This is a genomic window from Fulvimarina manganoxydans (assembly GCF_900176465.1).
Lineage (GTDB): Bacteria > Pseudomonadota > Alphaproteobacteria > Rhizobiales > Rhizobiaceae > Fulvimarina > Fulvimarina manganoxydans.
In genome coordinates this window covers 170,215-192,676 of sequence record NZ_FWXR01000002.1, presented here as the reverse complement: position 1 = coordinate 192,676, position 22,462 = coordinate 170,215, and the positions used below count along the sequence as shown (strand labels likewise).

Sequence of the window (22,462 nt, the reverse complement as noted above, 5' to 3'; positions counted from 1 at the left end):
CTTTTCGAGCCGCCCCGGCGCTTCCATACGCTCGGGGCGGTCTCTATATGTTCCGCTATGGCTTCCCGACCCCGCAAGACCCCGGCCCGCAAGGCCCCCCAGAGCGACGCGCCCTTCGACGAGGGCGACAGTTTCGACCCGACCGCGCTGGCGAGGCGCGGGCCGCTGACGGATTTTGCGCAGGCCTCCGAACGGGCCGACAGCGCCGGTGGCTTCGGCGAAGCGCCCCAGGCCGAATTCGACGCCTCGGAAGCCTTGTCCGGCCCGATCGGCTCCTGGGCCGAGGCCATCGAGCGCGCCTCCGAGACCAAGGCCGAGCGCACGGCCGATGGTGACGGCGATCCCGCCGCAGCTGACAGCGCCTCCCCCGCCGAGACGCGCAAGAGCCGCAAACCCGCGCCGGCCAAGGGCAAGACCGGCAAGGCCGACGCCCCCAAGCCGATGAAGACGGCGCGCGGCACCTCCATGGGCGGCACCAGCGATCCGAAACAGCGGGCGGCCGCCGGGCTCAACCCCGTCGCCGGCATGAGCATATCCCTGGAAGACGCCAAATCCCTGCCCGAAGGCGGCGTCACGGCGACCGTCCAGGCCTTGCAGGACCTTATCTCCTCAGGCAATCCGCTGCACAAGAATGGCGAGCTCTGGATCCCTCATCGCCCGGCCCGGCCCGATAAGTCGGAGGGCGGCGTCGCCTTCGAGATCGCCTCGGACTATACGCCCATGGGCGACCAGCCGACGGCGATCAAGGATCTCGTCGCGGGGATCAGCGACCACGACAAGACCCAGGTCCTGCTCGGCGTCACCGGCTCGGGCAAGACCTTCACCGTCGCCAATGTCATCGAGCGCACCCAGCGCCCGGCCCTGATCCTGGCGCCCAACAAGACGCTGGCGGCGCAGCTCTATGGCGAGTTCAAGAGCTTCTTCCCGAACAACGCCGTCGAATATTTCGTCTCCTATTACGATTACTATCAGCCCGAAGCCTATGTGCCGCGCTCGGACACCTATATCGAGAAGGAATCTTCGATCAACGAGCAGATCGACCGGATGCGCCATGCGGCGACCCGCGCGCTGCTCGAACGTGACGACGTGATCATCGTCGCCTCCGTGTCCTGCATCTACGGTATCGGCTCGGTCGAGACCTACACGGCGATGACCTTCCAGATGGCGGTGGGCGATCGGCTGGACCAGCGCCAGCTTCTGGCCGATCTCGTCGCCCAGCAATACAAGCGCCGGGACATGGACTTTCAGCGCGGCTCGTTTCGCGTGCGCGGCGATACGATCGAGATCTTCCCCGCCCATCTGGAAGACCGCGCCTGGCGCATCTCGCTCTTCGGCGACGAGATCGAGACGATCCAGGAATTCGATCCGCTGACCGGCAGGAAGACCGACGAATTGAAGTCGGTGAAGATCTACGCGAACTCCCACTATGTGACGCCGCGCCCGACGCTCAATCAGGCGGTCAAGAGCATCAAGGAAGAGCTGAAGCACCGGCTCGTGGAGCTCGAAAAGGCCGGCCGCCTGCTCGAGGCCCAGCGCCTCGAACAGCGCACGCGCTTCGACATCGAGATGATCGAGGCGACCGGCTCCTGCCAGGGCATCGAGAACTATTCGCGCTATCTCACCGGGCGCCAGCCCGGCCATCCGCCGCCGACCCTCTTCGAATATCTGCCCGACAACGCGCTGGTCTTCATCGACGAGAGCCATGTGACCGTGCCGCAGATCGGCGCCATGTATCGGGGCGACTTTCGGCGCAAGGCGACGCTCGCCGAATATGGCTTCCGTCTGCCCTCCTGCATGGACAACCGGCCGCTTCGCTTCGAGGAATGGGACGCGATGCGGCCCCAGACCGTCGCGGTCTCGGCGACCCCCGGCTCCTGGGAGCTGGAGGAATCGGGCGGCGTCTTCGCCGAACAGGTCATCCGCCCGACCGGCCTCACCGATCCCCCCGTCGAAATCCGCCCGGCCCGCACCCAGGTCGACGATCTTCTCGGCGAGATTCGCGAGACGGTGGACAAGGGCTATCGCGTCCTCTGCACCGTCTTGACCAAGCGCATGGCGGAAGACCTCACCGAATATCTCCATGAGCAAGGCATTCGGGTGCGCTACATGCATTCGGATATCGACACGCTGGAGCGCATCGAGATCATTCGGGATCTCCGCCTCGGCACCTTCGACGTGCTGGTCGGCATCAACCTGCTGCGCGAGGGTCTCGACATTCCCGAATGCGGCCTCGTCGCCATTCTCGACGCCGACAAGGAAGGGTTCTTGCGCTCGGAAACCTCGCTCATCCAGACCATTGGCCGCGCGGCGCGCAATGTGGACGGCAAGGTGATCCTCTATGCCGACAACGAGACCGGCTCCATGCAGCGCGCCATCGCCGAGACCAACCGGCGGCGCGAGAAGCAGGAGGCCTATAATGCCGAGCACGGCATCACCCCGGCGAGCGTGAAGGCCAAGATCGCCGACATTCTCGACAGCTATTACGAGAAGGATCATGTCCGGGTCGATGTCGGCCCCGCCGCCAAGGAGGGCGAGCTCGTCGGCAACAATCTGCGCGCCCATATCGAGCATCTGGAAAAGCAGATGCGCGAGGCGGCGAGCGATCTCGACTTCGAGCTTGCCGCGCGCCTGCGCGACGAGATCAAGAAACTCAACGCGAAAGAGCTGGAATTCGGCGGAGCCTCAGGCTCCGGGCGCGGCAAGGGCGGCGGGAAGAACGCCGTCGAGGAAGCCGACCCGCTGGCCGCCGCCGTCGAATTGGAGGAGTCCGTCATGGGCCCCTCCACCGGCCGCACCAAGCACGGCAAGAAAGCCAAGCGCGACCGCGCCCCCCAGGGCGACGAACGCTTCGGCCCGCGCGGCGAAGTCCTCAAGGCCCCCGGCTCCGGCAATGTCGCCGCCCCCGCCTCCCTGTTCCGCAAGCCGTCCCTCGACGACATGGGCCCCGGTACCGACACCGCCGTTCCGGCTAGCGTCGCCTCCTATTTCCGCAAGAACACCCTCGACGAAATGACCGTCGGCCGCACCGAAAAGCCGACCGGCAAGACCCCGCCGAAGAAGCCGGCCCCGCAGAAGGCCTCATCCGAGCCCTCCGCCCAGTCCGACGCGCGAGACGCGAAGGACGAAGCCACACCACGCCCCAGCGACGACTCGCCCGCCCCGATCAGGCGGGAACGCGTCGGGCGTGGGTCTTACGAGGATGCGGGGGATCAGAAGCGGAAGAGGCGGCCGACGAAGACGGGGCGGCCGGGGCGGTGAGGAAGGACGCGGTCGAAAAGAACACCCCGAGCCGACAACGCCATCCCGGCGGACGTCTGTCCTGGTGGATCGGCGGCGTTGTCGCGGTCTTGCTGCTCCTCGCTGTCGCTTCAGGCATCTATGCCGAGATCATGACCGTCCAGTTCGAAGATCGCGTTCCCGGCTCCTGCTACTGGACCGATGCCTTAGTAAGTGTCGTCGTTTGCGAGGGCTTTCCGGGTGCCAAGTTCGAAAGCTTCATCCGCAACTTCGGGATGATAGTCTTTCAGTTCGGCATACCGGCCCCGGTTTGGGTGATTCTGGGAATCAGCGTTGGGGAGTTCCGCCCCCTGCTGGCGCTCGTCACGGCAATAGGAGCGATCGTCTTCATCGCGTGGATGCTGCGCGCGGTTTGGGTGCTGGTGAGAAGATTGCGGAATGAAAACCCGAATCCCCGTTAAAAACAGATGAGGAGGGAAAGACGATCGCCATGGCGAAATCAAAGAAGCGTCGTGCCGTGCCAGACGAGTTCCACCGCCACGAAGCGCTCCACATGGCCTCCGTGATCATGACGCTGGTCGAGAGCGAACTGGTCGAGGCCGAAGCCATCAAGGTCAATTCCGACTGGTCCCGCCGCGCAAGCGAAATACACCAAAGCTTGTTTGATCTTTACCAGGCGATTGGGGAGGTGCATCTTGATGATGAAAGGGACGATGCGTCAATGCCTTAATGACTGCTCACGTGGTTGGCACTTTCGCGACACGTGCGAAAATCATCAAAATCGTGCTCCTTAGGAATCAATGCGTTATCGTCGCACGAGTTTTCGGTCAGAGCAGAATTTTGCCAGCTTCTGCCAACCACGTGAGCAGTTACCCGGCTGGGCCGCCCTACCGCTCCACATACTCATGCAGGATCGAGTTGATCAGCGTCTGGTAGGGCATGCCCTTTTCAGCAGCCTTCGTCTTCAGGCGCAGGAGATCGCGTTCGGGAATCGCGATGGAGATGCGGCGGCGCGGCAGGCCGGCGAGATGGCGACGCGCGGCGGCCTGAAGGTCGGCGTTCCGGCTTCCCGCGTCGTCGACTTCGACCCAATCGCCGCTTTCGCTGAGATCATAGTCCTCGCGTTCGTCGTCGCTGAGAATGGGTTCAGGCTCTTTGCCAGTCATCATCATTGCCCCATGAACTCGCGCGTGGCGCGGCGGCTTGGAAACATCGTCTTGAGGAAAATTCCCCCATCGGTCTCGATATACGGGACCACCCAGGCATAGCCGTCGATCTCGATGACCATCTGCCGCTGATCGGGGTATCTGTCCCTGTTCGGATGCTGACGATTGAACAGGAGCTTTCTCTCGTCGAGAGCCGCCACGACGGTCCCGAAGCCGAGACCGTAGCGCTCTTTCAGCACCTCCTTCTTGCCCAAGCTCCATGAAATCTCGGCGCATTACTATGGATCGCGTCCATATCCGGTGCAAGCGGATCGTCCACGATGTCCGCCCACAGGCATGTGTCGGTGCAGCCGATCGCTTCACGCCCACCCTGTCATCGAACCGTTATTTAGAATGATTATCAACTCCCTCTCAGGCCACCCCATCGGCGCCTTCGTGGCGGCCGTGATTTGGTCTGATCCTTTTTGAACGAGGTGAGACGATGAACGACCAGACGCCGCTACGCGCCCATTTTAAGACCAGTCTTCTGGAGGAAGCCGACGGCGAAGGCCTCAATCCGACCTCGAACCCGACCATGGGCGAGATCATCGCCCGTCGCTTCTCGCGCCGTGGGTTTCTGCAGGGCTCGCTGGCCGCGACGGCAATCGCCGCCACCGTGTCGCCGATGGCGCTGCTCGCCGCCGACGAGGCCCATGCCGAGACCGGCGCAAAGCGCTTCGACTTCAAGGAAGTGACCGCCGGCGTCGATGCCGACCATCATGTGGCCGAGGGCTACGACGCCGACGTGCTGCTGCGCTGGGGCGACGGGCTCTTCCCCGATTCCCCGGATTTCGACCCGACGAACCAGACGCCGGAATCCCAGGCGCGCCAGTTCGGCTACAACAACGACTTCGTCGGCTTCATTCCGATCGACGGCTCGTCCGAGCATGGCCTGCTGGTCGTTAATCACGAATACACCAACGAACATCTGATGTTCCCGGGCATCGTCAAGGTCGAGGGCGAGGAGCTGGTCGTCGCGCCGGCCGACCAGAAGCGCGTCGACATCGAGATGGCCGCCCATGGCGGCACGATCGTCGAAATCCGCAAGGTGGACGGCAAGTGGCAGGTGGTGCGCGACGGCGCCAAGAACCGCCGCATCATGTCAACCACCGAGATGCAGCTTTCCGGCCCGGCCGCCGGCCATGACCGCCTCAAGACCTCGACTGACGCGACCGGCACCAAGGTGTTCGGCACGCTGAACAACTGCGCCGGCGGCGTCACGCCCTGGGGCACCTATGTCATGGCGGAGGAGAATTTCCACGGCTACTTCATGGGCGAGCTGCCCGGGGGCCACAGGGAAGCCGCCAATTACGAGCGCTACGGCGTGCCGGAAGGCTCCTATGAATGGGGCAAGTTCCACGACCGTTTCGACCTTTCCAAGGAGCCGAACGAACCGAACCGCTTCGGCTGGGTCGTCGAGGTGGATGTGGAGGATCCGAATTCGGTGCCGAAGAAGCGCACCGCCCTCGGCCGCTTCAAGCATGAAGGCGCCGAGTCGATCGTCGCTCCCGATGGCCGGGTCGTCTTCTATCTCGGCGACGACGAGCGCTTCGACTATGTCTACAAATTCGTGACAGCCGGAAAATACAATCCGGACGACCGCGCCGCGAATATGGACCTTCTCGACGACGGAACGCTTCATGTGGCGAAGTTCGACGAGGACGGCACCGTCACCTGGATGCCGCTGACCTTCGGCGAAGGTCCGCTGACCGCCGAGAACGGCTTCGAAAGCCAGGCCGACGTTCTCATCGAGACGCGCCGCGCCGCCGACCTTCTCGGCGCGACCCCGATGGACCGGCCGGAGGACATCGAGCCGAACGGTTCGAACGGCCGCGTCTATGTCATGCTGACCAACAACACCAAGCGCAAGGAAGCCAACGCCGCCAATCCGCGCCTCGACAACGCCTTCGGCCATATCGTCGAGATCGCCGAGGACGGCGGCGACTTCGCCGCGACCTCGGGCCGTTGGGAAATCCTGGTGAAATGCGGCGATCCGTCGGTGGCCGATGTGGGCGCCACCTTCTCCACCGCCACCACCGAGAATGGCTGGTTTGGAATGCCGGACAATTGCGCGGTCGACAGCGACGGTCGCCTCTGGATCTCCACCGACGGCAATTCGCCGAAGGCCACCGGCCGCACCGACGGCCTTTGGGCCATGGAGACCGAAGGCGAAGGCCGCGGCACCTCGAAACTCTTCTACCGCGTGCCGGTCGGCGCCGAAATGTGCGGCCCCCGCCCGACGCCGGATCTCGCCACCTTCTTCGTCGCGGTCCAGCATCCGGGCGATGGCGGCGAGGATTGGGAAGGTTTTGGCCGTCCGTCCTATTACGAAGATCCGTCGACCCGCTGGCCGGACTTCAAGGACGACATGCCGGTTCGCCCCTCGGTCGTCGCGATCACCAAGCAGGGCGGCGGAAAGATCGCCTCGTCCTGATCGGCTCGCGTCTAAGCGATCCATGATACGCCCCGTCCGCCGACAAGGCGGGCGGGGTTTTCTTCGTGATCTGTCGCCCCGCTCTTCACCCTCATTGAAGGCAAGGCCTCGAAGCCCCTCGCAAGGCGCAGGCGCCATCCTATCTAGCAGGCGACCATTACTATTGCCGCCCGGTGCCCCTTGCTTCTCGTCAATGCCGCGATCGTCTTCGCCCTCGTTCTCCTCAACGGCTTCTTCGCCATGTCGGAGCTTGCCGTTGTCTCGGCGCGCAAGAGCCGGCTCGAACAGATGGCCAAGCAACGCAAGCGCGGCGCTCAATCGGCCTTGAAGCTCGCGGAAAACCCGACAACCTTTCTCTCCACCGTCCAGATCGGCATCACGCTGGTCGGCATCTTCGCCGGCGCCTATGGCGGCTCGGTCTTCGCCGCGCCGCTGGCCGAGGTGATCGCCGACTGGCCGGTGATCGGCCCCTATGCCCAGGACGTCGCCTTCGTCGCGGTGGTCGTCGTCATCACCTATGTCTCGCTGGTGATCGGCGAACTCGTGCCGAAGCGCTTCGCCCTGTCGCGGCCCGAGGCGATCGCCTGTCTGGTCGCGCCGATCATGCGCCTCGTCTCGCGCGTCGGCGCACCGCTCGTCTGGGTTCTCGAAATTTCCACCAAGGCCCTCTCCCGGCTCTTCGGCCTCAAGGACAACGAGACCGACAGCGTCACCGAGGACGATGTGCGCGCCATGATCGCCGAGGGCACGCAATCGGGCGTCTTCAAGCCCAAGGAGCGCGAAATGCTGGAGGGGGTCATCAAGATCGCCGACCGCAATGTGCGCTCGATCATGGTGCCGCGCCCGGGTGTGGACTGGCTCGATCTGGCCGAAGACCCCAACGCGGCAATTGCCGAAATTCTCAAAGCCGGCCATTCGCGTTTCCCCGTCCTTGATCTCGACGAGGACGAGGTGGTCGGCATCGTCCAGACTAAGGACCTTCTCGAACAGCAGACGAAGACGGGCACGATCGACCTCAAGACGGCCATGCGCGATCCGCTCTATGTCAATGAGGCGATGCCGATCCTGAAGCTCCTCGAACGCTTCCGCGAGGCCGGCATTCATATGGCGATCGTCCTCGACGAATATGGCTCCTTCGAAGGCATCGCGACGCCTCAGGACATTCTGGTCGCCATCGCCGGCACGCTGCCGGAAGGCTCGGCCGACGTGCCGAGCCTGATGCGGCGCAAGGACGGCTCCTATCTCGTCGACGGTGCCTTGCCCATCGACCGGCTCGTCCAGACATTCCCCGATCTGGAGCTGCCGGAAGAGCGCGATTACGAGACGGTGGCGGGCCTCGTTCTGGAGCGTATGGGACATATCCCCGATGTGGGCGAAATCCTGCGCCTGCCGAGCGTCGATATCGAGATCATGGACCTCGACGGACGCCGCATCGACAAGCTCCTCTTCACGCCGGTGGCCGGCTCTGACGTCGAAGAGGCTCCGACAGAAGACGAAGCCTGAAACAGGGCGGCAGGCCGCCGGCTGGCCCTATTCGCGCTCGGACGGGGATAGATCGCCGAATTCGAGAACCGGCCCGGCCTCGAGCTGTCCGGCATTCAGCATGCCGACGAGGCGCTCCAGCGTCGCGACCATCATGGCCTGCTCCCAGGAGGCGAGCTTGGCGAATTCGGTGTGAAAGGTCGCCTGCAGATCAGAGGGCATGGAGGCAAGCAGCGCTTGGCCCTCTTCGGTCAGATCGATCCAGACCCGCCTCCGGTCGCTCTCGCCGCGCCGCCTTATGACGAGGCCGCGCGCCGCCAGTCGGTCGATCAGAGCGGTGACCGTCGCCTGGGTGAGGCCGATCCCGGCCGAAATGGCGCCGGGCGTCGTCTCACCATCGGCGAGCAGTCGTAAGACCGTCAACTGTGAACTGGTCAGACCGGTTTCCCGGGCAAGCCGCCGACCGCCGATCTCGGTTGCGCGCAGGATGCGCCGCAAGGCGATCAGCGCGTCGCGGCCCCGTTCCGTTCGTTCCACAGCTCCGCCCGCCATGCCGGCCGCCCTCGCCCATCGCCTCGTTCGCCATGCCGGACGGGTCGCGTCGGCGAGGATCGTCCATGCCGATGCTCCTAGCGAAAGGTCTTTCGACAATCAAATCATTCCGGGAATCGGGCCGAGACCCCCTAAATTTCGGGATGGACGTGCCTTGAAAAATCCTTCGATTGACGAAGGGGCCCGTCCATTCCCGACTGCACAAAAAAATTTCACATTGCATCCACATTCTGCAGAGCCCTCGTGAATTCAAAGGCTTTCAGGGGATTCCACCGCATAATGGTCTCATGGAACCTGACCTTTCGCAGTGCAGCGCCCTTGACTATTCCTTCGATGATTGAAATTTCTCTGACAGCGAAACAGACCATGAGGCGCATAGATGTTGCAGCAATCGGCGAACGACTCCCGAAGTCCGGCACGTGGGACGCAGGATCGTCTGCGGTTCCGTCACCCGAAGCGGGAAGACGGGCAGGCCGTGCATGATCTGATCGCATCCTGTGAGGCGCTGGACGGGAATTCGCTCTACTGTAACTTCCTTCAGTGCACCCATTTCTCCGAGACCTGCATGCTGGCGGAAGAAAACGGCAAGATCCTCGGATGGGTCTCGGCCTATATTCCGCCGAAGGATCCTGGCACGCTCTTCGTCTGGCAGGTCGCCGTCGATGAAGCCGCGCGCGGTCGCAAGCTCGCCCGTCGCCTCATCGCCAAGCTCCTCGACAGCGAAGGCTGCGAGGATATCGAGCGCATCAAGACGACGATCACGCCGGACAATCGCTCGTCCTGGCGCATGTTCGAGGGCCTCGCCGATCAGTTCGGCGCCGAGGTCTCGGACACGGTCTGGCTTTGCGAAAAGAAGCATTTCGCCGGCCAGCACGACAGCGAGCATATGCTCACCATTGCCCCGATCGGCTCTTCCGAGGACGAGGCCCGTCCCGCCGAGACCATGGGCCAGCGCATGAACCAGGCCGAGGCCGCCGCCGCCTGACGGCGAAGATTGGCCCACAGGCAACGTGCTCTCGTTGATGAGAGCACGTCATGCCGTCTCGTTCATTCCGCGACAAGAATTCCAAGGACATTCATCATGACCAAGCTCACCACCACGCCGGCCAAGCCGGGCGTCGCCACCTTTTCGCGTCTCGAATCCAAGGTCCGCAGCTATTGCCGCTCCTTCCCGACCGTCTTCAAGACGGCCCGGAACGCGGTTCTGACCGACCAAGACGGCCGCGACTATATCGACTTCCTGGCCGGCTGCGCCTCCCTGAATTACGGCCATAACGACCCGGATATGAAGGCGGCCCTCGTCGAATACATCGCCTCGGATGGCGTCACGCATGGCCTCGACATGTTCACCGAGGCCAAGGAAACCTTCCTGCGCACCTTCGACGAGGTCATCCTGAAGCCGCGCGGCCTCGATTATCGCATGATGTTCCAGGGCCCGACCGGCGCCAATGCGGTGGAAGCGGCTTTGAAGCTCGCCCGCAAGAAGACCGGCCGCGACAATGTCATCGCCTTCACCAACGGCTATCACGGGGTCACCGTCGGCGCCTTGTCAGCGACAGGCAATGGCGGCCAGCGCGCCGCCGCGCGCAGCCAGCTCTCCTCGGTCTCGCGCATGCCCTATGACGGCTTCCATGGCGACGGCGTCGACAGCGCCCAGATGCTCGACGACATGCTGAGAGACACGTCCAGCGGCATCGACGCGCCGGCGGCGATCCTTCTCGAATGCATCCAGGGCGAAGGCGGGCTGAACGTCGCCTCCAAGCCCTTCCTTCAGAAGCTCGAGGAGATCGCCAGGAAGCACGACGCCCTGCTCATTATCGACGACATCCAGGCCGGCTGCGGTCGCTCGGGCGATTTCTTCGCCTTCGAATTTGCCGGCATCAAGCCGGATATCGTGACCATGGCGAAGTCGCTGTCGGGCTACGGCTTGCCTTTCTCCATGATCCTGATGAAGCCCGAGCACGATGTCTTCGGCCCGGCCGAGCACAATGGCACCTTCCGAGGCAACAACCATGCCTTCGTGACGGCGACGGCGGCACTCGAGAAGTTCTGGCGGACCGACGTCTTCCAGAAGAGCGTCGAAGAGCGCGTCGCTTATCTCACCGAGCGCCTGAGCGGCATCGCCGCCAAGGCCGGCGAGGATTTCCGCCTCAAGGGGCGCGGCATGATGCAGGGCATCGACACCGGCTCGGGCGAGCTCGCCTCGGCCATCTGCGAGGCCGGTTTCGAGCGCGGCCTCATCATCGAGACCTCCGGATCGAGCAACGAGATCGTCAAGGTTCTCGCGCCGCTGACCATTGAGATGGAGACCTTCGAAAAGGGACTCGACATCCTGGCCGAGAGCTTCGAGGCGGTGCTGCGCGCGCCCCAGGCGATCGCGGCCGAGTAAGGCTTTTGAAAGCGCGGCCTTCGCCGCGCCTTAAGCCTCACCCTTCAAGACAGATTTTCGAAAGAGACACGACATGATCATTCGCGACCTTGCAGAAGCCCGAGAGACCCGCCGTTTCGTCAAGTCGGAGGGCTGGGATTCCACCCGCCTCCTCCTCAAGGGCGACAATTGCGGATTCTCCTTCCACATCACGACGCTCTATGCGGGCGGCGAGAACCACTTTCATTACAAGAACCATTTCGAGTCCGTCTATGTGATCTCAGGCGAGGGCACGATCGAGGACAAGGAGACCGGCGAGATCCACGAGCTTTTCCCCGGCAAGATGTATGTCCTCGACAAGCATGACCGCCACATCGTGCGCCCGCGCACCGAGATGCAGGTCGCCTGCGTCTTCAATCCGCCGCTGAATGGGCGTGAGGTCCATGACGAGACCGGCGCCTATTCGCTGGAAGCCGAAGCTGTCTGATCGCCCGTCTTCGCAAACAAGACGAGACAGACGAAGGGTCGCAGCGCGGCCCTTCGATCCCTCAAAGGGCCGGCAGATAGCGAAAGGGGACATCATGACGGGACATACAGGACATACAGTGGAAAAGATCGGCGGCACCTCCATGCTTCGGCATGAGGAGCTGATCGACAACGTTCTCATTGGCACGCGCAAGGCGGCCGATCTTTATGGCCGCGTCTTCGTGGTCTCCGCCTATGGCGGCATTACGGATAAGCTTCTCGAACACAAGAAGACCGGCGAGCCGGGCGTCTATGCGCTCTTTGCCTCCTCCGACAGCGATTGGGCCTGGGGCGACGCCTTGAGCGAGGTCGGCCGCGCCATGCAAGCGATCAATGCCGACGTCCTGAAGGACGCGGGCGATGCGAAGGCCGCCGACGACTTCGTGCGCGAGCGTGTCGAGGGCGTGCGCTCCTGCCTCATCGATCTCAGCCGCCTGTGCTCCTTCGGCCAGTTTCGTCTCGAAGAGCACCTCCTCACCGTGCGCGAGATGCTGTCATCGCTTGGCGAGGCCCATTCGGCCTTCGCGACGACGCTTCTCCTTCGCCGCCACGGCGTCAATGCGCGCTTCGTCGATCTCTCCGGCTGGCGCGACGACAGCCAGCCGAGCCTCGACGAGCGAATCGAGACGGCGTTCCGCGATGTCGACATCGCCCATGAGATGCCGATCGTCACGGGCTATGCTCAGTGCCGCGAGGCGCTGATGAAGACCTTCGATCGCGGCTATACGGAAGTGACCTTCTCCCGCCTGGCCGTTCTGACGGGTGCCTCCGAGGCGATCATCCACAAGGAATATCACCTCTGCAGCGCTGACCCGAAGACGGTGGGCCTCGACAAGGTGCGCGTCATCGGCCGCACCAATTACGACGTCGCCGACCAGCTTTCCAATATGGGCATGGAGGCGATCCATCCCCGCGCGGCCAAGGGTCTGCGCCAGGCCGAAATCCCTCTGCGGGTGCGCAATGCCTTCCGTCCGGATGAGCCGGGCACGCTGATCCTTTCCGATCGCGGCGCGCCGGAGCCGCGTGTCGACATGATCGCCGGGCTGAAAGGTGTCTTCTCGCTCCAGTTCTTCGAGCAGGACATGGTCGGCGTGAAAGGCCACGATCAGGCGATCCTGGAAGTGCTTCAGCAGCACAATATCCGCATCGTCACCAAGACCTGCAACGCCAACACGATCACCCACTATCTCGATTGTTCGATGAATGCGCTGCGCAAGGTGGAGCGCCAGCTGTCGGAACGCTTCCCGGCGGCAGAGGTCGAGATCCAGCGTGTCTCGATGATCTCGGTCATCGGCCGCAAGCTGCCGGGCTCGGCCTTCACCTTCAAGGCGCTCGCGGCGCTCAACGAAGCCGGCATCACGCCACTCGGCATGCATGATCTGGCGCGTCGGATCGATCTGCAATTCGTCATCGACGACAAGGACTATGAGACGGCCCTTCGCGCGCTGCATGCGGCGCTGGTCGAAGAGGACGGTGCATTTAGGGACACGGCCGACAATGACAGCCAGGCGGGCAAGTCGCCTGAAACGGATAAGTCGGACGCCACGAAAGCCCCTGCCCTCGCCGACGCCGCCTGAGCGCCGACGCGAAACCTCTGAACGGCCGATCTCCGGCAGGAAGCCGGCCGACCCGAATCGAAGCCCGTCTTTCTTGCAAGAGAAAGACGGGTTTTTCGTTTGAGAAGCGATTTCCCAGCCAAAAAAGCCCTTACAACGCAGGGCTTTCAGATCCTTTTTGCCGGCGTCGCAGAAACGTCGTTGACAGGCTGCCAACCGCCCTCTAAACGTCCGCTCCGAGCCCAGGTGGCGGAATTGGTAGACGCGCACGGTTCAGGTCCGTGTGCCGCGAGGCGTGGAGGTTCGAGTCCTCTCCTGGGCACCAAATCCCTGTTTTGAGCGGTCAGATGAGACCCGAAACAGACGCCAAGACTATCTTCTAATAACGATGAATGAAGCCGGCGACGGCCGGATCGTTGCGCTTCGCCCTGCTGGCCCGCGTTCGTTAAGGTCGCTGCTGACGATTTGCCGGGCGTGCGATGCCTCGTCCATTCATCGGGCTGGCATTCGCACGCGTAAGCGCCTAGCGAAAAAATGGTTGCCGGCTTTTCAACGACCCAGCGCGTTATCAAAGATTGAGAGAGCGCCGAGCAATCCTAATTGATCATCCGGCGCATGAGGCGCGCTCCGCTTTTGTGCCCGCCCCTCAGCGGTCCCAAGCCAGGCTTCGGTCCTTCGCCATCTCTTGAGCGTTTTGATAGCCGCTTTGCCACAGACTGGCTTGCGCGGAATTGGCCATATAGGGGTTCGACGCGTTCAGACCGGCCGAGCGATAGGCATTCTGGCCTTCTCTCCAAATGGCCGTTTCGTTCGCGGCGTCTGCAATTCGCTTCGCCAGCTCGGTGTTTTCGTCATTCTCGCTCATGTCTGGAAACTGTCCAAACTGTGAATGAATGGCGAGCCCGATTTGCTTAGCTTACTATATTGAAACCACCTGATCCCCTACGCACCAAGGGTAAAGGGGCCATCGCAGCGGCAATGACGGAGCCTCTTGGAGCATTCCGGCAACACAAATTGCGGGGTTCTCCAGGACAGCAAATATCAGGAATGGCACCCGCTTCGTCCGTTCATGGAAGCCATCCTAAAGCGTCAACCGAGACCGAACTTAGTCCGCATCGACGCTCTTCAGTTGTTTGTCGAAGACCTTCAGAACGGTGGCGAGGTCGTGACCGCGTTTCATGACGAGGCCACCGGCCGCGACCACCTGATAGGCGCCTTGTTTGCGGGCGAGTTTTGGGATTTTTTCGACCCGGTAGAGCGGCATCTCGCTGGTGCGGCGGAACACTGAGAAGACCGCTCGCTCTTTCAGCATGTCGATCGCATAGTCGCGCCATTCGCCGGCCGCCACCATGCGCCCATAAAGTTTGAGAATTTCAGACAATTCACGCCGGTCGAAGACGACCTGACCGCTCTCCTTTCGCCGATCCGGGAATGCGACAAGATTGCTGGCGTCCTCGGAGGCAATGGAAAAGCTCATAAGGTCGGTCCCTCCTGATCTGGCGCGGCATCACGATCGGCTCGTCCCGCAAGGCCCTTGCGACGATGAGCCCTCGACCGGCAATGTCGCCTTCATGACGGCATGGTGACACGGAAACGGGCGAGCGGCAAAAGCGTTTCGCGAGCCTCGGGAAAGCAAAGCAGGTGAAGGCGCTCAGCCTTAAACCGGCCTTGCGATCAATGATCGGGAAGCGCCAATCGCGCCGCGGCGAGGATGGGCCCGGGCGAGCCATCCGGGCTCATGGCCTGAATCAGGGCCGCGCAGCCATTCGCCCCCCGCGCATCCTCAACCAAGGTGGCGAGCGGCAGTTCGATCTTCAATGGCTCGCCCGACCACATGCCGAGAATGCGCCAATCGCGCACGGGATGGGTCTGATGAAGCGTGCTGCCAGCATTTTCACCGCGCGTGATGACCGTCTCGCTTTCCTCGTCGAAGGTGACGAGGATCAGGACCGGCATCGGGCCAGCGGCCATGGGATCGCTCAGGCCGGCGCGGATCTTCACCTGTTCGCCGACCCTTTCCAACTTGACCCAGGCCTTCTGCTCGGTCGCAAGCGAGGGAACTTGCGCAACGGTCTCCGCGACAGGCTGGTCGGGCGTCGCCACCAATTGCGCTCGTCCGTTGACGACGAGTTGCGGGGTATAGAGGCTCGGAAGCGAGAAGCTCTGCTGATAGGCGCGCTGGCGATTGGTGTTGTCCGTGGAGCCATAGAGATCCTGCCAGCCAATATAGTCCCAATAGTCCACGTGATAGGCGAGAACGAGGAGGCTGGGATCGGCGTCGAGATCGGCCAGAACCTTATCGGCGGTCGGGCAGGAGCGGCAGCCCTGGCTCGTGAAGAGCTCGACGACGTGGGAAATGGGGGCGCCCGCAATCTCGTCGCTCGCTTCAGACCGGCCTGCGAGAGCGAGGAAGCAGACAATCGTCGCAAGAATTAGGCTAAGCGCCGACGCGACCATAACCCTCGCCCGTCCCATGCCACGCGGCGTCTGAGGCGGCGGAGAAGGCTCCGGCTCATACAGCTCCGCGCGCCATTGCGGCGCTCGGGCACCGCACACCGCGGCAGGCGACAAGAGGTTGGTCGTCGGGATCGAAATCTGCATGGGCAAGACCCTAGTGAGGCGCCAACCCACGCTCCAGTCAATTGCGGGTGAGGCAATGCGCGAGGACGCCCTTGACCGCGCCCAAGCCGAACGAGCGCAATCCGATGGTCGTCCATGGGGCCGCGCACCGGTCACCCAGCACAGTTGACGGTCATGGCCGAATGTCAGGACACCGGGACCTTAAAAGCGGAGCATTGCCCTGGCCTGTCCGCCGTCGCCATCATGCCTTCGGCCAAGCGCTTTTTGGAGATTTCGAAACCGCGCCAACCGACCGTGCAGGAAACGGGCTCTTTCGGACGAAAAACGCCGCCGACCCGTTTGGATCGGCGGCGTCTCTTTCAACAGACAAGTCTAAAGTTGTCTAAACTTTCGGCATCATGCTCTAAGCGGCAAGACGGCGCAGCACGTAATGAAGAATGCCGCCGTTCTTGTAGTATTCCAGCTCGTCCAGCGTATCGATGCGGGCCTTGAGCTTGACGGTCTGCTTCGATCCGTCGGCGCTCTCGATCACGGCTTCGAGCTCCTGGCGCGGCTGGATCTCGGTGAGACCATCGATCGTCACCTTCTCGTCGCCCTTCAGGCCGAGCGATTGCCAGCTCGTGCCTTCCTCGGCGAAGACGAAGGGAACGACGCCCATGCCGACGAGATTGGAGCGGTGGATACGCTCGAAGCTCTCGGCGATGACCGCCTTGACGCCGAGAAGAACGGTGCCTTTGGCCGCCCAGTCGCGGGACGAGCCGGTGCCGTATTCCTTGCCGGCGAAGACCACGAGCGGGACGTCGTCCTGCTTGTACTTCATCGCCGCGTCATAGATCGGCATCTGCTCGCCGGACGGATGGTGGACCGTCACGCCGCCTTCGACGCCCGGCACCATCTGGTTCTTGATGCGGATATTGGCGAAGGTGCCGCGCATCATGACCTGATGGTTGCCACGACGGGCGCCATAGGAGTTGAAGTCCACAGGGCGCACCTGATGGTTAACGAGATATTCGCCGGCCGGGCCATCCTTCTTGATCGAACCGGCCGGGGAGATGTGGTCGGTCGTGATGGAGTCGGCGAAAAGGCCGAGGATGCGAGCACCCTCGATATTCGTCACCGGCTTCGGCTCGGGTGCCATACCCTCGAAGTAAGGCGGGTTCTGGACATAGGTCGAGCGATCGTCCCAGTCATAGGTCAGGCCGCCGGAAACATCGATCTTCTGCCAATGCTCGTCGCCCTTGAAGACGTCGGCATAGCGGGTCTCGAACATGTCGCGGGTGACCGTCTCGCGGACGATCTCGGCGATCTCCTGCGTGGTCGGCCAGATATCCTTCAGGAAGACGTCGTTGCCGTCCTTGTCCTGTCCAAGCGGCTCGGACGTGATGTCGGTGAACATCGAGCCGGCGATCGCATAGGCGACGACGAGAGGGGGCGAGGCGAGATAGTTCGCCCGCACATCCGGATTGACCCGGCCCTCGAAGTTGCGGTTGCCCGACAGGACCGAGACGGCGACGAGGTCGTTCTGGTTGATCGCCTCGGAGATCGGCTCGGGAAGCGGACCGGAATTGCCGATGCAGGTCGTGCAGCCATAGCCGACGAGATTGAAGCCCATCTTGTCGAGATCGGTCTGGAGCCCGGACTTCTCCAGATACTCCGTCACCACCTGAGAGCCCGGCGCGAGCGAGGTCTTCACCCAGGGCTTGACCTTCAAGCCCTTCTCGAAGGCCTTGCGGGCGACGAGACCGGCAGCCACCAGGACGTTCGGGTTCGAGGTGTTGGTGCAGGAGGTGATCGCCGCGATCACGACGTCGCCTTCGGCCAAGCCATGCTCGGCGCCCTCGACCTTGTGGCGCACTTGGCCCGGCGTGTCGTTCACGCCGGTCGCGCCTTCGTCCATGAAGCGCGAATCGCCGGTGGATTCAGGCTCTTCGTTCTTCTTGCGGCCGCCCTTGATCTCGGCCAGCGCCTCGACGAACTTCTTCGAAGCCTCCGTCAGGGCCACGCGGTCCTGCGGCCGCTTCGGGCCGGCGAGCGAGGGAACGACGGTCGAAAGATCGAGTGAGAGTGTGTCGGTGAAGACCGGGTCCTCGGTGCCATCGACACGGAACATGCCCTGCGCATGGGCATAGGCCTCGACCAGCGCGATACGGTCCTTGGCGCGGCCAGTCGCCTCCAGATAGGCGATGGTGTCCTTGTCGATCGGGAAGAAGCCGCAGGTCGCGCCATATTCCGGCGCCATATTGGCGATGGTCGCCTGGTCTTCCAGCGTCAGATTCGACAGGCCCGGCCCGTAGAACTCGACGAACTTGCCGACGACCTTCTTCTTGCGAAGCATCTCGGTGACGGTGAGGACGAGGTCCGTCGCCGTCGTGCCCTCGGGCAGCTTACCGTCGAGCCGGAAGCCGATGACCTCGGGGATCAGCATGGAGATCGGCTGGCCGAGCATGGCCGCTTCCGCCTCGATGCCGCCGACGCCCCAGCCGAGAACCGAGAGGCCGTTGACCATGGTCGTGTGGGAATCGGTGCCGACCAGCGTGTCGGGATAGGCGACCGTCTCGCCATCCACGTCGCGCGTCCAGACGGTCTGGGCGAGATATTCGAGGTTGACCTGGTGGCAGATGCCGGTGCCGGGAGGCACGACGCGAAAATTCTCGAAGGCGCTCTGGCCCCAGCGCAGGAACTGGTAGCGTTCCCGGTTGCGCTCGTATTCGACGTCGACATTCTTCGAAAACGCGTCGGGGCTCGCGAAATAATCGACCATGACCGAGTGGTCGATGACGAGATCGACGGGCACGAGCGGGTTCACCTTCTTGGGATCCGCGCCGAGATTGTTCGTCGCATCGCGCATGGCGGCCAGATCGACGACGGCCGGAACGCCGGTGAAATCCTGCATCAGGACGCGGGCCGGGCGATAGGCGATCTCGTAGCCGGCCGAGCCCTTGTCGTCGATCCATTTGGCGACGGCCTGGATGTCGTCCTTGGTGACGGTGCGCCCGTCTTCGTTGCGCAGAAGGTTCTCGAGCAGAACCTTCATGGAGAAGGGCAAGCGCGAGACGCCCGAAAGGCCGTTCTTCTCGGCCTCCTTCAGGTCGAAATACACATAGGGCTTACCGCCGACATCGAGGGTCTTGCGGCAGTTGAAACTATCGGGATGTTTGGACACGAGGCTTTACGTTCCTTCTCGAACCGAAAGGGAGTCCGAAGGGCGAACAGCCTTGAACGCGGCGGAAAACGCGCTCGAAGATGCGGGTGCGACCATTTCCGCTTGTCCGCCCCGGCCGCCCCTCATCAAAAGGGCAGCCGCGAGATCGGCACTGGTGACGATCCACGCCGGCCGCTGGTGTGGTTGAGCTGTCATGTAGCGGAGTTTCGAACGGCTATAAAGACCGCACTCCGTCTAAGGCTCGATTTTGTGCTGCAGAGCAGCGAATTTTGCGGCTATCCCGAACCCCTGAAGCCCCGTCATGGAAGGGCATGGCTCTATCGTCTTGCGGCCGCATCGAATTTCGCCGAAACCCTCTTCAACGTGTTGAGCAAATGCCCGAGGAGATCCTTTCATGAGTCGGATCGACACCCTGGAGGCGCTGAGAGCGCTTTACGGCCATCCGAGCGGACGGGCCGTCGAAAAGGAATTCGATCGGCTCGATCGGCATTTCAGAGGCTTCATCGAAAAGAGCCCCTTCGTCCTTCTCTCGACAGCCGCGCCGGGAGGCCTGCCCGATGTGAGCCCGAAGGGCGATCAGGCGGGCTTTGTCTTGGCGCTCGACGACAAACGCCTCGCGATCCCGGACCGTCCTGGCAATCGGCGCATGGATTCCTTTCAGAACATCGTCGAGAATCCCGTCGTCGGCCTGCTCTTTCTCATTCCCGGCATGGACGAGACGTTGCGGGTCAATGGACGGGCGGAGATTCGCGTCGACGAAGACCTTTTGGATCGCTTCGTCCATGAGGGGAAACGGCCAATCAGCGTTCTCGTCGTCACGATCGAGGAAATCTACTTTCACTGCGCCAAGGCGTTCATGCGCTCTTCGCTTTGGAGGCCAGAAAGCTGGCCGGATCGCTCCAGCCTGCCGACGCTCGGGGCCATCATGAGGGACCAGCTCGGCATGGCCAAGACCGCCCGCGAGGTCGACGATGATCTCGCCGAGGCCTATCGGACGACGCTCTATTGATGGACGCTGCTGCGAGTCGAGCCGGCTCGGCGGCCGTCGTCGCGGCGTCCGGGCTGCTCGTCGGGCGCGGCCGCGCGGCCGTCGCCGGCCCGTTCGACTTTCGCCTGGCGGCCGGCGAAGCGCTGCTCGTCACCGGGCCGAACGGCGCTGGCAAGTCGACCTTTCTGCGAACGCTCGCCGGCTTCTTGCCGCCGCTCGCCGGAGAGGTGACAGTCGACGGCTTGATCGCGCCGGACGGTGAGCCAGCCGCCCGCCTCGGCGAAGTCGCTCATCATGTGGGTCATCGCAACGCCATGAAACCCGGCCTCACCGTCGGCGAGAATCTCGCTTTTTGGGCGCGTTACGGCCAGGCTCCGAAGCCTTCGACCCGAGAGATCGCCGACGCCCTCGACGCTGTTGGCCTGCCCGATCTGTCGCGCCTGCCCTTCGGCTATCTGTCGGCCGGCCAACAACGCCGGGCGAGCCTTGCCAGACTGATCCTCGTCGAGCGGCCAGCCTGGATCCTCGACGAGCCGACCGCCGCCCTCGACACCGCCTCCCAGGCAGGATTTGCGACCCTGATGGCCGCACACCGCAAGAGGGGCGGGATGATCGTTGCGGCGACCCATCAGCCGCTTGGCTTGCACGACGCGAAGGACCTCGTTATCCGCCCGCCGGCCGCAACGATCCGCGACGACGACAGCGTGATCGTCGACGATGCCGAGCTCGCGGCGGCGGAGGGCTGGCTGTGAGAGCGCTTTTGCTACGCGATCTGAAGCTCGCTCTGTCGGGCGGCGGCGGGGCGGCCACCGGCGTCATCTTCTTCCTCGCGGTGATCGCCACCGTTCCCTTCGGCATAGGCCCCGACCTCAATCTCCTGTCGCGGATCGGGCCGGCGATTCTCTGGATCGGCGCGCTTCTGGCGACGCTTCTCACCCTCGACCGGCTGTTCCAGGCCGATCGCGAGGATGGCACGCTCGACGCTCTGCTTCTGGGCGGGCGCTCCCCGATGCTGATCGTCTTCGTCAAATGTATCGCACTGTGGCTTGCCAGTGGTTTGCCGCTAGTCCTCGCCTCGCCGATGCTCGGCCTGTTTCTGGCGCTTTCGCCGACGGCGATCGGGGCAACCATGGCGACGCTTTTCGTCGGGACCCCGGCGATCACCTTCATCGGCGCGGTCGGCGCCGCCGTTGCCGTCGCCCTGCCCCGCGGCGGGCTTCTCGTCTCAGTCCTCGTCCTGCCGCTGGCGATCCCCGTCCTGATCTTCGGCGTCTCGGCAACCTATGGCGCGGTTAACGATCCCGACCCGTTCCTGCCGCCTTTCCTGATCCTCTGCGCCCTGACCCTCTTCTTCGGCGCCCTCGGCCCGATCGCGGCGGGGGCGGCGCTCAAGGCGAATGCCGATTGAGGATGGGCGTTCGAATGGGAAGGTTCACTGTGCGACAATCAGATAAAGCGGACGGCCGGTCAAAATTGGTTGAGACACAACCCTTCGGCCACCCATCATGCGGCGGCTCCTGCGCCGACCGCGAAGACAGGCATGCGGCCCATTGGGCGATTCGATCCGGCGACAACGGTCAGGGAGTCTGGCCTCAACGACCCCATCAAGGAAGGATTGACATTTCCGGTTCAGTCGGCGTCGATCAGGCTCGTGAATATCAGACTTATAAGCTTTCTAGGGATGGTCTGATCTACGCCTCTCGATTCTACGTTTCCTGATACGCTTTCGCGACCATCGTTCGCAGTGCGCCTATAGAAAGCTGTCTTGAATCGTTTTCGGTGGTTTCCGGTTCGTTCAGTCGTGACATGTCGGGTGTCTTTCGTTGAGCGAATGGACTCTCCGCCAATGACTCATTTTCAGCTGTATCGGCGTCAGCGAGTGTGGTCGTCGTCTTAGTCTGCTGTGTCTTCTCCGCTTTTGCGGCGGCTTCCGCCTTGGCAATGGCCGCTGTCAGCCTATCGATCGACGATTGGGCTTCCGTGGCGGCTTCCGTATCGTTCGTCGCCTCAGCCTCGCTGAGCGAACGTTCCGCATCTGCCTTCTGCGCTTTGAGACTAGCGAGCTCAGCCGCGCTGGCATCCGACGATGTTGATGTGGAACTGGCGCTCGAAAGAGAGGTCGTCGCTGCAGAGATCGTCACATTCATGAGATGCATCCGAGTTTCAGGTTGAATGGATACGCTTTTCGCGACCGTTAGGGCGCTTTCCAACGCGAACATGCTCCGCTGGCGTTATCGAATCCTTGCCCAAATCGGTGCAGCAATCATTTGTAATAAAACTCGTCAAACATGGTCGCTTGAAGCAAGGTCAGCGTATTCCGGTTCAAACGACAATCACGCTCGCCCATCCGGAGGGCATTTACTCCCGCCCGA

Annotated in this window: 20 protein-coding genes and 1 tRNA gene; 13 read left to right on the top strand and 8 right to left on the bottom strand. The window is 62.9% G+C overall.

Features of this window, described 5'->3' with window-relative positions:
• The first annotated feature begins 57 nt into the window (after positions 1 to 57).
• From uvrB to B9A15_RS03575, 3 genes are read left to right on the top strand one after another with little or no spacing between them, the layout of a single operon-like run.
• Entirely contained in the window at positions 58 to 3,258 is a 3,201-nt protein-coding gene (gene uvrB / locus B9A15_RS03585; RefSeq protein WP_084408663.1) for an excinuclease ABC subunit UvrB, read from the top strand.
• The gene (locus tag B9A15_RS03580; RefSeq protein ID WP_084408662.1) at positions 3,255 to 3,698 is read left to right on the top strand and encodes a hypothetical protein; all 444 of its coding nucleotides are present in this window, start codon (positions 3,255 to 3,257) and stop codon (positions 3,696 to 3,698) included. The genes uvrB and B9A15_RS03580 overlap by 4 nt, the downstream gene beginning before the upstream one ends.
• A gap of 29 nt (positions 3,699 to 3,727) precedes the next feature.
• Positions 3,728 to 3,967, top strand: a complete 240-nt coding sequence (locus B9A15_RS03575) for a hypothetical protein (protein ID WP_084408661.1) — start codon at positions 3,728 to 3,730, stop codon at positions 3,965 to 3,967.
• Between the two features lie 157 nt (positions 3,968 to 4,124).
• Here the strand turns inward: B9A15_RS03575 and B9A15_RS03570 are convergent, their stop codons facing one another.
• Together B9A15_RS03570 and B9A15_RS03565 are read right to left on the bottom strand one after the other, a co-directional pair.
• On the bottom strand, positions 4,125 to 4,403 hold the full coding sequence (locus B9A15_RS03570; RefSeq protein ID WP_084408825.1) for a CopG family antitoxin: 279 nt from the start codon (positions 4,401 to 4,403) through the stop codon (positions 4,125 to 4,127).
• 2 nt (positions 4,404 to 4,405) lie between these two features.
• Positions 4,406 to 4,657 (bottom strand): toxin, encoded by a 252-nt coding sequence (locus B9A15_RS03565; RefSeq protein WP_244556775.1) that lies wholly within the window; start codon positions 4,655 to 4,657, stop codon positions 4,406 to 4,408.
• 227 nt (positions 4,658 to 4,884) lie between these two features.
• On the opposite strand from B9A15_RS03565, the gene B9A15_RS03560 reads away from it, so the two are divergent.
• Together B9A15_RS03560 and B9A15_RS03555 are read left to right on the top strand one after the other, a co-directional pair.
• A complete protein-coding gene (locus B9A15_RS03560) occupies positions 4,885 to 6,876 on the top strand; it encodes a PhoX family protein (RefSeq protein ID WP_084408659.1) in 1,992 nt (663 codons plus the stop codon).
• Positions 6,877 to 7,056: 180 nt separating this feature from the next.
• Entirely contained in the window at positions 7,057 to 8,379 is a 1,323-nt protein-coding gene (locus B9A15_RS03555; protein ID WP_084408658.1) for a hemolysin family protein, read from the top strand.
• Between the two features lie 27 nt (positions 8,380 to 8,406).
• On the opposite strand, the gene B9A15_RS03550 is transcribed toward B9A15_RS03555, so the two are convergent.
• On the bottom strand, positions 8,407 to 8,910 hold the full coding sequence (locus B9A15_RS03550) for a MarR family winged helix-turn-helix transcriptional regulator (RefSeq protein ID WP_084408657.1): 504 nt from the start codon (positions 8,908 to 8,910) through the stop codon (positions 8,407 to 8,409).
• 379 nt (positions 8,911 to 9,289) lie between these two features.
• On the opposite strand from B9A15_RS03550, the gene ectA reads away from it, so the two are divergent.
• The 5 genes from ectA to B9A15_RS03525 all read left to right on the top strand — a co-directional run bounded on the left by ectA (position 9,290) and on the right by B9A15_RS03525 (position 13,684).
• Positions 9,290 to 9,895 (top strand): diaminobutyrate acetyltransferase, encoded by a 606-nt coding sequence (gene ectA / locus B9A15_RS03545; protein WP_084408656.1) that lies wholly within the window; start codon positions 9,290 to 9,292, stop codon positions 9,893 to 9,895.
• Between the two features lie 96 nt (positions 9,896 to 9,991).
• Positions 9,992 to 11,299 carry a diaminobutyrate--2-oxoglutarate transaminase gene (ectB, locus tag B9A15_RS03540; RefSeq protein WP_084408655.1) on the top strand — a complete coding sequence of 436 codons (1,308 nt, stop codon included), beginning with the start codon at positions 9,992 to 9,994 and terminating at the stop codon, positions 11,297 to 11,299.
• A gap of 73 nt (positions 11,300 to 11,372) precedes the next feature.
• Positions 11,373 to 11,765 (top strand): ectoine synthase, encoded by a 393-nt coding sequence (locus tag B9A15_RS03535; RefSeq protein ID WP_084408654.1) that lies wholly within the window; start codon positions 11,373 to 11,375, stop codon positions 11,763 to 11,765.
• Positions 11,766 to 11,859: 94 nt separating this feature from the next.
• The gene (locus tag B9A15_RS03530; protein ID WP_084408653.1) at positions 11,860 to 13,380 is read left to right on the top strand and encodes an aspartate kinase; all 1,521 of its coding nucleotides are present in this window, start codon (positions 11,860 to 11,862) and stop codon (positions 13,378 to 13,380) included.
• A gap of 219 nt (positions 13,381 to 13,599) precedes the next feature.
• Positions 13,600 to 13,684 (top strand) — tRNA-Leu (locus B9A15_RS03525).
• A 321-nt stretch (positions 13,685 to 14,005) separates the two neighbouring features.
• On the opposite strand, the gene B9A15_RS03520 is transcribed toward B9A15_RS03525, so the two are convergent.
• From B9A15_RS03520 to acnA, 4 genes are all read right to left on the bottom strand, one after another.
• On the bottom strand, positions 14,006 to 14,224 hold the full coding sequence (locus B9A15_RS03520; RefSeq protein WP_084408652.1) for a ribosome modulation factor: 219 nt from the start codon (positions 14,222 to 14,224) through the stop codon (positions 14,006 to 14,008).
• Positions 14,225 to 14,464: 240 nt separating this feature from the next.
• Positions 14,465 to 14,836 carry a DUF2794 domain-containing protein gene (locus B9A15_RS03515; protein ID WP_084408651.1) on the bottom strand — a complete coding sequence of 124 codons (372 nt, stop codon included), beginning with the start codon at positions 14,834 to 14,836 and terminating at the stop codon, positions 14,465 to 14,467.
• 197 nt (positions 14,837 to 15,033) lie between these two features.
• On the bottom strand, positions 15,034 to 15,834 hold the full coding sequence (locus B9A15_RS03510; RefSeq protein ID WP_170923158.1) for a DUF1223 domain-containing protein: 801 nt from the start codon (positions 15,832 to 15,834) through the stop codon (positions 15,034 to 15,036).
• Positions 15,835 to 16,342: 508 nt separating this feature from the next.
• A complete protein-coding gene (gene acnA / locus B9A15_RS03505; RefSeq protein WP_084408649.1) occupies positions 16,343 to 19,102 on the bottom strand; it encodes an aconitate hydratase AcnA in 2,760 nt (919 codons plus the stop codon).
• Between the two features lie 394 nt (positions 19,103 to 19,496).
• Here acnA and B9A15_RS03500 point away from each other — a divergent pair, with 394 nt between their 5' ends.
• Genes B9A15_RS03500 through ccmB form a run of 3 tightly spaced genes read left to right on the top strand, consistent with a single transcriptional unit; the run spans position 19,497 to position 21,498 of the window.
• Complete coding sequence (locus B9A15_RS03500; protein ID WP_084408648.1) at positions 19,497 to 20,111, top strand: pyridoxamine 5'-phosphate oxidase family protein; 615 nt, start codon at positions 19,497 to 19,499, stop codon at positions 20,109 to 20,111.
• Complete coding sequence (gene ccmA, locus B9A15_RS03495; RefSeq protein ID WP_084408647.1) at positions 20,111 to 20,842, top strand: heme ABC exporter ATP-binding protein CcmA; 732 nt, start codon at positions 20,111 to 20,113, stop codon at positions 20,840 to 20,842. The genes B9A15_RS03500 and ccmA overlap by 1 nt, the downstream gene beginning before the upstream one ends.
• A complete protein-coding gene (gene ccmB / locus B9A15_RS03490; RefSeq protein WP_084408646.1) occupies positions 20,839 to 21,498 on the top strand; it encodes a heme exporter protein CcmB in 660 nt (219 codons plus the stop codon). The genes ccmA and ccmB overlap by 4 nt, the downstream gene beginning before the upstream one ends.
• 298 nt (positions 21,499 to 21,796) lie before the next feature.
• On the opposite strand, the gene B9A15_RS03485 is transcribed toward ccmB, so the two are convergent.
• The gene (locus tag B9A15_RS03485; protein ID WP_139798180.1) at positions 21,797 to 22,237 is read right to left on the bottom strand and encodes a hypothetical protein; all 441 of its coding nucleotides are present in this window, start codon (positions 22,235 to 22,237) and stop codon (positions 21,797 to 21,799) included.
• Positions 22,238 to 22,462: the final 225 nt, after the last annotated feature.